This is a genomic window from Bacteroidota bacterium (assembly GCA_039714315.1).
Taxonomy (GTDB): domain Bacteria; phylum Bacteroidota; class Bacteroidia; order Flavobacteriales; family JADGDT01; genus JADGDT01.
Map to the genome: position 1 here is coordinate 1 of JBDLJM010000096.1, position 12,262 is coordinate 12,262.

The 12,262-nt window shown below is 36.8% G+C and carries 10 protein-coding genes; 3 read left to right on the top strand and 7 right to left on the bottom strand.

What is annotated here, in order from left to right:
- Window positions 1-217: 217 nt before the first annotated feature.
- Entirely contained in the window at window positions 218-1,435 is a 1,218-nt protein-coding gene (locus ABFR62_09835) for a dipeptidase (GenBank protein ID MEN8138718.1), read from the bottom strand.
- A 154-nt stretch (window positions 1,436-1,589) separates the two neighbouring features.
- Here ABFR62_09835 and ABFR62_09840 point away from each other — a divergent pair, with 154 nt between their 5' ends.
- Window positions 1,590-2,237, top strand: a complete 648-nt coding sequence (locus tag ABFR62_09840) for a protein-L-isoaspartate(D-aspartate) O-methyltransferase (protein ID MEN8138719.1) — start codon at window positions 1,590-1,592, stop codon at window positions 2,235-2,237.
- A 93-nt stretch (window positions 2,238-2,330) separates the two neighbouring features.
- Here the strand turns inward: ABFR62_09840 and ahcY are convergent, their stop codons facing one another.
- Window positions 2,331-3,647 (bottom strand): adenosylhomocysteinase, encoded by a 1,317-nt coding sequence (gene ahcY / locus ABFR62_09845; GenBank protein ID MEN8138720.1) that lies wholly within the window; start codon window positions 3,645-3,647, stop codon window positions 2,331-2,333.
- Between the two features lie 74 nt (window positions 3,648-3,721).
- Here ahcY and ABFR62_09850 point away from each other — a divergent pair, with 74 nt between their 5' ends.
- Together ABFR62_09850 and ABFR62_09855 are read left to right on the top strand one after the other, a co-directional pair.
- The gene (locus tag ABFR62_09850; GenBank protein ID MEN8138721.1) at window positions 3,722-4,342 is read left to right on the top strand and encodes a 4'-phosphopantetheinyl transferase superfamily protein; all 621 of its coding nucleotides are present in this window, start codon (window positions 3,722-3,724) and stop codon (window positions 4,340-4,342) included.
- A 29-nt stretch (window positions 4,343-4,371) separates the two neighbouring features.
- A complete protein-coding gene (locus tag ABFR62_09855) occupies window positions 4,372-5,103 on the top strand; it encodes a geranylgeranylglyceryl/heptaprenylglyceryl phosphate synthase (GenBank protein ID MEN8138722.1) in 732 nt (243 codons plus the stop codon).
- Window positions 5,104-5,275: 172 nt separating this feature from the next.
- On the opposite strand, the gene ABFR62_09860 is transcribed toward ABFR62_09855, so the two are convergent.
- The 5 genes from ABFR62_09860 to ABFR62_09880 all read right to left on the bottom strand — a co-directional run bounded on the left by ABFR62_09860 (window position 5,276) and on the right by ABFR62_09880 (window position 11,788).
- Window positions 5,276-6,271 carry a glycosyltransferase gene (locus ABFR62_09860; GenBank protein MEN8138723.1) on the bottom strand — a complete coding sequence of 332 codons (996 nt, stop codon included), beginning with the start codon at window positions 6,269-6,271 and terminating at the stop codon, window positions 5,276-5,278.
- 281 nt (window positions 6,272-6,552) lie between these two features.
- Window positions 6,553-7,371 (bottom strand): SDR family oxidoreductase, encoded by an 819-nt coding sequence (locus ABFR62_09865; protein ID MEN8138724.1) that lies wholly within the window; start codon window positions 7,369-7,371, stop codon window positions 6,553-6,555.
- A 198-nt stretch (window positions 7,372-7,569) separates the two neighbouring features.
- The gene (locus tag ABFR62_09870; protein MEN8138725.1) at window positions 7,570-8,784 is read right to left on the bottom strand and encodes a C1 family peptidase; all 1,215 of its coding nucleotides are present in this window, start codon (window positions 8,782-8,784) and stop codon (window positions 7,570-7,572) included.
- Between the two features lie 123 nt (window positions 8,785-8,907).
- Complete coding sequence (gene recN, locus ABFR62_09875; protein MEN8138726.1) at window positions 8,908-10,563, bottom strand: DNA repair protein RecN; 1,656 nt, start codon at window positions 10,561-10,563, stop codon at window positions 8,908-8,910.
- A 91-nt stretch (window positions 10,564-10,654) separates the two neighbouring features.
- Window positions 10,655-11,788 carry a Fic family protein gene (locus ABFR62_09880; protein ID MEN8138727.1) on the bottom strand — a complete coding sequence of 378 codons (1,134 nt, stop codon included), beginning with the start codon at window positions 11,786-11,788 and terminating at the stop codon, window positions 10,655-10,657.
- Between the last annotated feature and the right edge of the window lie 474 nt (window positions 11,789-12,262).

Sequence of the window (12,262 nt, forward strand, 5' to 3'; positions counted from 1 at the left end):
GTGGTTGGAAATAAAAAAGACCAACAACGCACCAGCGTTGGGGATTTTAATTTGCAATGGTAGAGTTTTCGGATCACGCAGCGCAGCGGAGTAATCCGAACATCTATATCAAATATGTTTTTTGTAAGTATTTGTTAATTAACCCCCGTAATACACAGGCGTTACGAGGGTTAATTAACAATGAAGAAGAAATCATTTTACCCTAAAAGAAAGACTTTTAAAGTGTATTATTTTTATTGTTCACTTCCTCAAAGACACGCATAAAGTTTCCTCCCCATATTTTTCTTATTTCTTCTTTGTTATAACCTCGTTTAACCAGCTCCAGTGTGATATTTCCTAATTCCGAAACATCATAGCATCCGTCAACACCACCGCCGCCGTCGAAGTCGGTTCCAATGCCGATGTGGTCTATCCCCGCTACTTTTACAATGTGGTCTATATGATCTACAACATCACTTACATTAGCTAATTTGGGAGGGAAATCAATGTCGAGTTGATGCCAGTCTCTCATAGCTGCCTTTCGTTCTTTTTCAGTGTACTTTTCCCAGTGAGAATGTGTTTTTCTAAATGCTGTTCTCGCACTGTCGCGTGTTGGTGTCTGGGATACCTTTTTTACATAATCGCTTAAAATACACATTTGTATAACACCGCCGTTTTTGGCTAACTCCTTTAGCATGTCATCGTTTAAGTTACGTGCATTGTCACATAGAGCCCTTGCACATGAATGTGAGGCAATAACAGGCGAATTGCTCAATTTTATTACATCGTAAAAGGCTGAATCTGAAGCGTGTGAAATATCAACTAGCATCCCCAGTTTGTTCATGCGTTTTACAACTTCCTCACCGAACTCTGATAAGCCATTGTATTCTGCTCCTTTTTTATCTGTCGAAGAATCGGCAATGTCATTATTGCTTGTATGTACCAAAGTTAAATACCTTGCGCCCTTTTCGTAGAAATAGTTAATGTTGTCAGGATCATTACCTATTGGGTATCCATTTTCTATGCCGAAATAAATGGCTCTTTTTCCCTGTTTCTCTAAAGAATAACCCTGTTGTGGGTTAAATGCTATTTCTACTTTGTCGTGGTAGGGCTCGATAGCTTTGTTGGTAGCCTCGAAAATTTGTTCGGCTCTTTCGAATGCCTGTTGATGACCTAAGCTGTCTCTTTCTCCCTGTCCGATAAAAACAGCAAAGAAAGCAGCATCCAGACCACCTTTTTCCATTCTTGGAATATCTATTTTACCCCCTCCGTTTCGTGCATCATGTTCTACACCTAAATCAAAATCATTTGACATAAAATTTAAGGGTGTGTCGGTGTGGGAATCTATTGTGAAAACTTCCTGATGGATTTTTGCAGCCTTTTCTTCAAGACTTTCGCTTTTACATGACCACAGTCCCAAGATGATTGCTGTAGTAACTATTTGAATAAATTTCATTGGTTTGTTAGTTCTGTTATTATGCAGGTTGAATTATTTTCTAAATATAGATATTTCCTGTTCGTTGTTTGTAATGTGTTGCTTATTAATTTTTGAGACAGTCTTTTGCTTTTCACCCTGTAGCCCCTTACCTTTATAGTGATAGTTTGAGGACATGCAGGAAAGTGATAAATATATCGCCCAAAGGGAGAGTTTAGTGTACAATCTTAAGTTCAAAGGTATTACTGATCCCTATGTTTTGGATGCATTATTGAAGGTTCCAAGACAGTATTTTATGTCGCCCGAATTCAGGAAGTTTTCATATTCAGACGATGCTTTTCCTATAGAGGAGGGGCAGACAATTTCACAGCCCTTTACAGTTGCTTATCAGACTCAACTGTTGAATATTCAACCCGGAGACAAGGTTCTGGAAATAGGTACCGGTTCGGGATATCAGGCCGCTGTTTTAATTGCGATGAAAGCAAGAGTTTTTACTTTGGAAAGAATAGAGAAGCTGCATGTTAATGCAAAATCCGTTCTGGAAAAACTTGATATGTTACCGGAATATATGTCGTTCGACGATGGTTGTGAAGGCTTAGCTGAATATGCTCCCTTCGATAAAATAATTGTTACGGCTGCTACAGCTGTGCTGCCTGTGGCCCTAAAAGAACAATTAAAAATCGGGGGATTGATTGTTGCACCAATTGGTGTAAATGTTCAGGATATGACCGTTTACGAAAAATTATCTTTGAGGGAATTTAGCATAAGAAGGTATGATCAATTCCGTTTTGTGCCATTGAAAAAGGATAAAAAACCCTTGTAAAAAAGGATAAAAAACAAGAAAACTTTGAAAAACATTATAGTTTTCAAAGTTTTCTTAGTAATTTAATATATTGAAAAACAACAGTTAAAGTTTTTAATATCTATAGTAGTCAGGTTTAAAAGGTCCTTTTACATCAACCCCGATATATTTCGCCTGTTCTTCGTTTAACACATCCAATTCAACTCCTAATTTTGCCAGATGTAGCTCTGCAACTTTCTCATCGAGGTGTTTTGGAAGTGTGTAAACTTTGTTTTCGTATTTGTCTGAATCCTTCCAAAGTTCGATTTGTGCCAGAGTCTGGTTTGTGAATGAGTTCGACATTACAAACGACGGATGACCGGTTGCACATCCGAGATTGACAAGTCTTCCTTCGGCAAGAATAATTATCTCTTTATCATCTACTGTATATTTGTCAACCTGAGGTTTGATGTTCAATTTTGAATTTCCATAGTTGTCGTTCAGCCATGCCATATCTATTTCATTATCGAAATGGCCAATATTTGCAACTACACATTTGTCCTTCATTGCTAGGAAAGATTCTTTTGTAATTACATCTTTATTTCCGGTAGCCGTTATAACTATGTCGGCATCGGCAATGGCATTTTCCATTTTTCTTACTTCATAACCCTCCATCGCTGCCTGTAAGGCACAAATAGGGTCTATTTCGGTTACTATTACCCTGGCTCCCGCACCGCTGAAAGAAGCTGCTGTTCCTTTTCCAACATCGCCATATCCGGCAACCACCACAACTTTTCCTGCGATCATCAGGTCTGTAGCTCTTCTTATTCCGTCAACTGCCGATTCGCGGGTCCCGTATTTGTTGTCGAATTTCGACTTGGTAACAGAATCGTTAACATTTATTGCCGGTATAGGAAGAGTATTATTTTTCTCTCTTTCGTAAAGTCTGTGTACGCCGGTGGTTGTTTCTTCCGATAAACCTTTCACACCCGGAACAAGTTCCGGATATCTGTCCAGAACCATATTTGTAAGGTCACCGCCATCGTCTAAAATAAGGCTAAGTGGCAGTTTTTCTTCCCCGAAGAACAGTGTCTGTTCTATGGCCCAGTCGAATTCTTCCTCATTCATTCCTTTCCAGGCATAGACCTGTATTCCGGTTTCGGCAATTGCTGCTGCAGCGTGATCCTGAGTAGAAAATATATTACACGAACTCCATGTAACATCAGCGCCAAGGGCAACTAATGTTTCAATAAGAACTGCTGTTTGGATGGTCATGTGCAGACACCCTGCAATTCTTGCTCCTTTTAAGGGCTGTTCGTCTTTGTATTCTTCTCTCAAAGACATTAATCCGGGCATCTCTGCTTCGGCAAGTTTAATTTCTTCTCTTCCCCATGCAGCCAAAGAAATATCTTTAACTTTATATGGGAAATATGATTTAACTTCGCTGTTCATTTGTGTCAGTTTTTAGGTTGGTTAAAAAATTGAATTTCAAATATAACATTTTTTAATATTGATATTTCGTATAGATGCCTGTATATAAGAAAAATATAATTAATAATGATTCAATTCTTCTTATTTGGAAGATTGAGGAGGACTATCCGGCTCTTATGAATAGTCTTGAGTTAAGTAAAGAATCTATCGATAAAATACATTCATTTTCCTCGGATAAACGAAAAGTAGAATTTTTATCAACCCGAAAACTTCTTCGGGAAGCCGGTTATTCGGATACCGATTTAACTTATAACTCTGATGGGGCTCCATTGTTAATAAACAGTAATATTTCAATATCGCATACACGTAATTATGTGGCTGTTTTTATAAGTTCTGATAGAGTAGGAGTTGACCTTGAAAGAAAAAGGGAGCAACTTTTTCGTATATCGCACAAGTTTATAAACAAGGCGGAGGAAAAAATATTTGATACAGCTTCTCTTGAAATGCTTTCGATACTGTGGAGCTGTAAAGAGGCTATGTTTAAGTTGTGCAAAAGAGCAGGAATAGATTTTAAGGAAAATCTTATGGTAACGAAAGTAGATATTGAAAACAAGATTTTAGAAGGAGAAATTTTATTTGATGATTTAAAAACAAAAGTAAAAGGTTCATTGGATATTTTTGATAATCACACTTTGGTATATTTAATGAATGATTAAATTTGCTGCAAATCTTTAATCTCTGATTTTTGAGTATACTCGACGAAATAACAAAATCTAAAAATCTAAATAAGAAGCAGCTTGCTGTTTTAATAGATCCTGATAAACTTAATGCTGAAGAGTTAATTAGTCTTATCGGAAAGATAAAAAAATCTCCGATAAATTTCATTCTGGTTGGCGGGAGTTTACTGAGTTCCGATCAGATGGATAAATTTATAGGGATAATTAAGGATAATATTTCTATTCCGGTGATTATATTTCCGGGGAGTGTACATCAGATTTCGCATAAAGCTGATGGAATTTTATTCTTATCACTTATTTCCGGAAGAAATCCAGAGTTTTTAATCGGTAGTCAGGTTGTTGCTGCCCCGCTTTTGAAAAGAACAAATCTGGAGGTTTTATCAACAGGATACATTTTAGTTGACAGTGGAGTACAAACTACTGCTTCATATATAAGTAATACTACTCCTTTGCCCAGGAATAAGGCCGATATTGCCGTAGCTACCGCACTTGCGAGTGAGATGATAGGTCATAAACTCTTGTATCTCGATGGTGGAAGTGGAGCTAAACTTGAAGTCCCTAAAGAAATGATTTCAGCAGTTGAAAAGAATATTGATATTCCATTGATAGTAGGAGGAGGAATAAACACTAAAGAAAAACTGGAAACTGCTTTTAACTACGGGGCCGATATCGTAGTTATAGGAACTGCTATAGAGAGAAATCCTGAGTTTTTGGATGATATTTCGGATGTTATGAGCTGAAAAAACTTGGGTTTATCCATGACAACCTTGTTTCTTAACCGCGAAGGTCGCAAAGTAAAGCGCTAAGTTTCGCAAAGTATTTTTGCGTTACGTTGCGGTTAATTTTTTTTGTCATCAACTCACCGTGTCTCGGCTCAGCCGATGATTGGAGCTCTTCTAGAAAAACCTGGGTCTACTTAAAAAAGAATTTCGGAAAAGCTTCTTTTGGCTCCTGTTTTAAAACGTGTAGTTTAAAGTTCGAAATCAGGAATCCGTAGCCATATGAAGTAAATTGAATAAGAGATGTTAGTACGGACATCCCTGCAATTTTTACTGATTTAGTCTGTGATAAAGCCGAACTGAAAATCAACAACAGGTATATTAAAACTGTTAATATTGGTAATTGACAAATTGGGCTTACAATAGTTGAAGCCAGCAGGTAAAAGCTAAATATTGTTGGAAACCAAAAAGTAATTTTCCCGGTTCCTTTGTGCCACTGTGAAAGTATGGGACGTACTACCCCAAATTTATAAACCTGCATTCGGAAAGAGCTCCACGATATTCTTCGTTTGTGAAATACTTTGGCATTTGGAATAAGAGCTGTTTCATAGCCTGCTTCCCAAATTCTGAAGGTCAGATCGGGATCCTCGCCCGGATGTATTTTTCCATAACCTCCGGTTGCCTCGAAAGCTTCTTTCGAGATACCCATATTGAAGCTCCTTGGCTGAAATTTACCAACCTGTTTTTTCCCTCCGCGAATTCCACCGGTAGTGAGGAAAGATGTCATCGCAAAATTTATAGCTTTCTGTAAATCGCTGAATGATTCATGTGCATCATCAGGCCCGCCGTATGCATGAACATAATTTTCCTGAAGAAATTTATCTGTTTCTATCAGGTAATTTGGAGGCAGGATAACATCGGAATCCAGAACTATAAAGTAATTTCCCCTGGCTCTACTCATTCCGTAGTTTCTGGAGTCACCCGGTCCGGAGTTTTCCTTGAAGAAATATGAAATATTCAGTTCATCTTTGAATTCTTCAATTACAGAATCACTTTTTTCGCTAGAACCATCTTCGATTATTACAATTTCGTAATCACGATCGAATTCAACTTTTTGGAAGCTTTCCAAAAGTTCCCTGATTTCGTTTGGTCGATTATAAACCGGAATAATAAAAGAATAATTCAGCATGAAAATAAGTTTTTGCGAAGATAGGATTTTAGTTCAGAAATGTTGGTATTTCGGGTTTTAAATGGTATTTCTGCCAGGTGCTGAAGCGGCACCGCGCAAATACGAAAAGCTGCTGAAGCTTTGCTTAAAAAAGCGACCCCGGGAGCTCTTTTTGTGCAATAGCCGAAGAGCTTTTTGTATGCGCAGTATAGCGAAAGAACCGTTAAGGCAGCCAAAAAGCAGACATAAAAAAAACCCGACCGAAATACAGTCGAGTTTTAAAATATTATTGAAATAGTTTACTATTCGTTGTTCAGGAAGTTCTCCATTACCTCTTCGCTGATTCCTGTAGTAGCAAAACCTCCGTCGTGGAATAGATTTTGCATAGTAACTTTTTTAGTGAAATCGGAGAACATCATGATTGTATAATCAGCACACTCATCGGCAGTGGCATTTCCAAGTGGCGAAATTTGCTCGGCAAAGTTCAGGAAACCGTCAAAACCTTTCACTCCCGAACCGGCAGTAGTAGGTGTTGGCGACTGAGAAATTGTGTTAACTCTAACTTTTTTATCTTTACCGTAGTAGTAACCAAAACTACGCGCGATAGACTCTAAATAAGATTTATTATCGGCCATATCGTTGTAACCCGGGAAAGTACGTTGAGCTGCGATATAAGAAAGGGCAACAATCGATCCCCATTCGTTTACCGCGTCCATCTTTTTAGCAACACTCATCACTTTGTGAAAAGAAACGGCCGATACATCCCATCCTTTATGAAGGTGATCATAATCGTATTCAGTATAGTGTTTACCTTTTCTTACGTTAACGCTCATTCCGATAGAGTGAAGAACGAAATCGAGTTTTCCTCCTAAAATCTCCATAGATTTTTCGAATAAATTCTCTAAATCTTTAACGCTTGTAGCATCAGCAGGAATAATTTCTGCACCTGTTTTTTCGCCCAATTTATTGATTTCCCCAAATCGCATTGCAATCGGTGCGTTAGTCAGTACGAATTTAGCTCCTTGCTCCATTGCCTTCTCAGCAACTTTCCACGCAATAGAATTTTCGTCAAGGGCTCCAAAAATGATTCCTCTTTTCCCTTCTAAAAGATTATTAGCCATATTTTAAATATTTTTTTTCTGTTTGTTTGAGCGGACAAATATAGTAAAATATTAGAACTAGTATTATTGGTTGTTTTGTGAATAGAATCTTAATATCAGAACTAGTTCTCCTTTAGGGTTTATGAAAAAAAATAAACTCCGGGGTTCATTGAACCACGGAGTTTTTAATACTAGAATCAGGTATTATTTAGCATACATTTATTTAACGGACATTTTCTTTTTCATTTTCTTTGAAAGAGCATCTTTATGAATCATGATGTCCATTGTTTTAAGTCTTACAAAAGCTTCTGAAGCGTAAAAATATCCTTCGTAGTCGTTTCCTTTATCAGACCATGAGTTTTTAACGATGTAATATTTAGTTCCGTTTTGATCTTTTGCAATACCCGTAATGTGCATGCCGTGATCGTCGGTAGTTTGATAGTTATCGAAACCTTTTTGACGCATTTCCTGAGTGATTACTTTTTCATTCACCGGTTGGTCAAATGTATAGAACATCTTTTTTCTCTCTTTCTCCGACATTTCAGACCATTTTGATTGCTCGCTGTCTTTGAGGTTTTCTTTTGTTTCTTCAGGCACAACTGCCACGCCGTTTTTCCATGAGAAACCTTTTTCGCTCACATCGGCAGCCCATGCAATTGTATAACCGTTTTCGAGTGCAGCATCCATAATTTCGATTAATTCATCTACAGGAACGTTCTGTATAGCACCCCACATCCAGTTATCGGGAACTTCAAAAATAAACTCTTCGTAGAAAGGATGGTGAGTAAAAGATCCAATTTCGATATAATTATCGGCGTCTAATTCCAATTCTTCAGCAAATGATTTTGGGCTGTATTTTTTTCCATTGTATTCGAAAGTTTCAGGAACTTCACCTAAATAGGTTTCCAGTGTAGAGAGATAAGCACTTCTCCAGATAGGAGTAAGAGTTTTGTTTTTGTCTTTTACAACTGCATCAACCATTCCTTTTAACATAGCATCTAACTCGCCATGAACGTCTTTATCTGTTCCGTAATTCAATCCCTGGTATGCTTCCTGAGGAACAATACCGTATTTTTGGATCATATTGGTTACATCGTGAAAAGCACCTCCCTGGCCGAAGTTAAGAACACCGTGCATGCGAACATATTTATCAGCTTTTTCTTCGTAAGTATGACGGACAATGAACATTTCCGATAAATTAAATTCACCTTTACCCATTCTCATTAGTTCGGATTCAAGGAAAGAGATTGCGGAATAACTCCAACATGTACCGGCTCTGTTTTGGTTTTTTACAGTAGTAGCATCTAATTGTTTATCAACTGTAAACTGATAGCCTGTTTTTCCGGGTACTACAGCTTCTTTATTTTCTGTATTTTGAGCATAAATACCCCCATACACTGCAAGAGCCATAGCGCTTAATAATATTTTCTTCATTATTGTCTTAATTATTTGTCTTATGAATTATTCGCGGCCAAAGTAAAGATATATAAGGAATGATAATGTTAAAGAAAATATAATAATAGTTGTTTAATAATTATTACCGGAGATCATTTTTTATTAAACCTTGAGAAGTTCTTTGGCATGTAGCATAGCCGACTCACTGATATTGCTACCGCTTAGCATTTTTGCCAGTTCATCAACGCGTTCGCCGTTGTTTAAACGTTGCATTTCTGTTTTGGTAATGCCGTCTTCATCGTGCTTAAACACCTTGTAATGCAGATTTCCTCTACCCGCAATTTGGGGTAGGTGAGTAATGGAAATAACCTGCATCCTGTTGGCCATCACGGTCATTATATTTCCTATTTTATCGGCTATATCGCCCGAAACACCTGTGTCTATTTCATCGAAAATGATAGATGGAAGGTTTTTCTTTTCTGAAAGTATTGTTTTTACTGCCAGCATAACCCTTGAAAGTTCCCCACCGGATGCTACTTTGCCAATATCATCCATTTTTCCTCCTTTATTCGCTGAAAGCATGAACATAACATTATCCTTGCCATCTTTTAAGAGTTTATCAGACTTCGAAAGTTCTATTCCCAATTCGGCGTTTGGCATTCCAAGTTCGCTAAGAATATTTGAAACTTGCTTTACAACTTCCGTAATCTTGCTTTCCCTGCGATTATGAAGCTTGTTGGCAATTGTATTTACAAGTTCAAGAGCATTGTTTTTCCTGCTCATTAATTTGTCTAATTCCTGATCCAGGTTTTCAACTGAATCAACTTCTTTCTGCAGGTTTTCCTGAATCAGCAGTAACTCTTCTATTTTATCGGTGTTGTGCTTTTTTTCCAGGTCGTATATTAGTCGTAGTCTGTCGTTAAGCTCATCAATCAAAGTGGGATTGTATTCTGTTTCCTCTGCAAGATTTTCGATTTCCGAGGCCAGATCATTACTTTCAATTAGCAAGCTCTCAATTCTTTCTAAGAAGCTGTCTAAATTTTTTGAAATGCCACTTAATGAGCTCAATGAAGAACGTAGTTCTGTTAGAGATGCGATTACTCCCATTTGTTCACCATTCATTATCCCGACAGCATTAGACAGTCCTGATTTTATGTCTTCGGCATGGGTTAAAGCCTCGAGTTCTTCTTCTTTTTCTTCTTTCTCCCCGTCTTCCAGATTAGCCTCATTAAGTTCATTTAACAGAAATGAATTATAGTCGTGTGCTTTTATTAATTCTGCCTGCTGTGCCTGCAGCTTTTCGAATTCTTTTTTGGCTTTCTTATATGTTTTGAGTTTACTTTTATATTCTTCAATCAGGTCTGTATTTCCGGCAACAGCATCCAGAACACTCATTTGAAAGTCGGGATCTGATAGTTTCAGAGTTTGGTGTTGAGAATGGATATCGACTAAACTTTCACCTAACAGTTGTAGAGTGTCAAGACGTACCGGTACATCATTCACAAAAGCTCTTGATTTTCCTGAAGGATATATTTCTCTCCTGATTATTGTACTTTTGTCGAAATCCAGATCGTTTTCCTCAAAAAAGCTTTCAAGTCCGTATTGTTCTATGTCGAAATAACCTTCAATTACACATTTCCGGTCATCGCTTCGCAAGCTTTTCGAATCTGCACGCTGACCGAGAATTAAACCTAACGCACCTAAAATAATTGATTTACCAGCACCCGTTTCACCTGTAATAATAGACAGGCCTTTTTCGAATTTCACATTCAAATTGTCGATTAGTGCAAAGTTGTCGATAGTTAAGCTCTTAATCATGATTGATTTAGATTATTAATGATTGTTTTATCGGAGGCGGTAAAGGTATGTTATTACAGCAATAAGAGAAAAGCATTTTTTGATGATTATTCTACTCTGCTAAAATCCTGTAAAGTTCCTTGTTCAAGTAATAATGATGCCCGCTTATTGTCTTTCGTTCCAGGATTCCCAATGTTGTCATTTGATTCAGGTATTTCCTGGCAGTATTTTCAGAGTATATTTTGGAACTTGTGAGATGTTTAACTCTTGTAAAGGGTTGAATAAAAATGGCCTCTATGATTTCTTTTGGTTTACGGATTTTGGTATCGCGCGTTATTGTTTCCATAATAGTTTCCTGAGCGTCAATAATATCATTTATTTTATTGAAAGTAATTATGGATGTAATCTGAATCGCTTTTAGGATATATATAATCCATTCTTTCCATTCTCCTCTTTGTGAAACTCCTGCAAGTCTGGAATAGTAATTTGATTTGTGTTCAAGAATAAACCTGCTTAAATATAGTATAGGTAAATCCAGCATTCCTTTTGATGTAAGGTAATGAATGTTGAAAATTCGACCTATTCTCCCGTTGCCATCACTAAACGGGTGTATTGCCTCAAATTGAAAATGAGCAATTGTCATTTTGATAAGGGGATCTATTCCATCTTCGTCATTATTAATAAATTCGATTAGATTATCAATTTTTTCTTCTATTACTCCTTTTCCCCTTGGTGGAGTATAAACAGTTTTGCCTGTATTTGGTCCTGTACCGGCTTGTCGGATGATTATTTTTGAGATAGGCTTTCTAAACCCTTCACCGCTTTGTTTAACTATGCTATAGAGGATTTTGAAATATTCTGAATCAAATACGGTATGTTTTTTTATATAATGATATCCTGTCCAAAGAGCTTCTCTGTAATGCAAAACTTCTTTTGCGTTTAGGTTATGATGTTCTTCATCGCTGTTAATACTGAAGGCACGATATAGTTCATCGTGCGTTGTGAAAATATTTTCTATTGCGCTTGAATCTTTGGCTTCCTGTAAACTAATGGTATTTATCAGAATCCCTTGATTTGGTATAACAATCGCTCTACCCATTAGTCTTCCAAGAGCTTCTTTTGTTTTTCCTAACTGTTCTAGGATGTCTACACTGTGGTGTAGGGTCTTGTCTATAGGTAATAAAGGGAGATCATTCCAGGGTTTTGACCTGTCGGGGTTTATGGAGTATTTTAGAGTAGACATCATAAAATTATAATTTTAATGTTTACTAGGAAAAGCACATTAAATATACGGCTTTTATACAAGTAAACATTAATTAAAAGAGAAAATAATGTTTACTATGTTTCACTGCATTAAATTAAGGTTAAAATCATTATAAACATTAAAAAAATAGATATTTAATGTTTACTATTGGCCTGACGTAAAATTTAATGTCTAAATAGCAGTAGGCATTAAAAAAAAGAATAATTAATGTTTACTATCTATTGCGGCATTAAATTTAATGTTAGTTGACTACTAAACATTAAAAAATATTTATTTTAATGTTTGTTCAAATCACGGCTAAAATGATTGTAATCGGTATGAATATCAAATAATACCGATTTATGTTTTATCAGTATGCGATTAGGTTCTGTTTCTGGAGGTAATTAATCAAAGAGAAGTATTGGTGTAATATAAAAAAAGCAAAATACCGCCAAAAGCATAGCTTAAGGCGGTAAT

What these genes read in the sequence shown, in the direction of transcription:
- ABFR62_09835 (MEN8138718.1), bottom strand. Translation starts at nt 1,435, where the DNA reads ATGAAATTTATTCAAATAGTTACTACAGCAATCATCTTGGGACTGTGG.
- ABFR62_09840 (MEN8138719.1), top strand. Translation starts at nt 1,590, where the DNA reads ATGCAGGAAAGTGATAAATATATCGCCCAAAGGGAGAGTTTAGTGTAC.
- ahcY (MEN8138720.1), bottom strand. Translation starts at nt 3,647, where the DNA reads ATGAACAGCGAAGTTAAATCATATTTCCCATATAAAGTTAAAGATATT.
- ABFR62_09850 (MEN8138721.1), top strand. Translation starts at nt 3,722, where the DNA reads ATGCCTGTATATAAGAAAAATATAATTAATAATGATTCAATTCTTCTT.
- ABFR62_09860 (MEN8138723.1), bottom strand. Translation starts at nt 6,271, where the DNA reads ATGCTGAATTATTCTTTTATTATTCCGGTTTATAATCGACCAAACGAA.
- ABFR62_09865 (MEN8138724.1), bottom strand. Translation starts at nt 7,371, where the DNA reads ATGGCTAATAATCTTTTAGAAGGGAAAAGAGGAATCATTTTTGGAGCC.
- ABFR62_09870 (MEN8138725.1), bottom strand. Translation starts at nt 8,784, where the DNA reads ATGAAGAAAATATTATTAAGCGCTATGGCTCTTGCAGTGTATGGGGGT.
- recN (MEN8138726.1), bottom strand. Translation starts at nt 10,563, where the DNA reads ATGATTAAGAGCTTAACTATCGACAACTTTGCACTAATCGACAATTTG.
- ABFR62_09880 (MEN8138727.1), bottom strand. Translation starts at nt 11,788, where the DNA reads ATGATGTCTACTCTAAAATACTCCATAAACCCCGACAGGTCAAAACCC.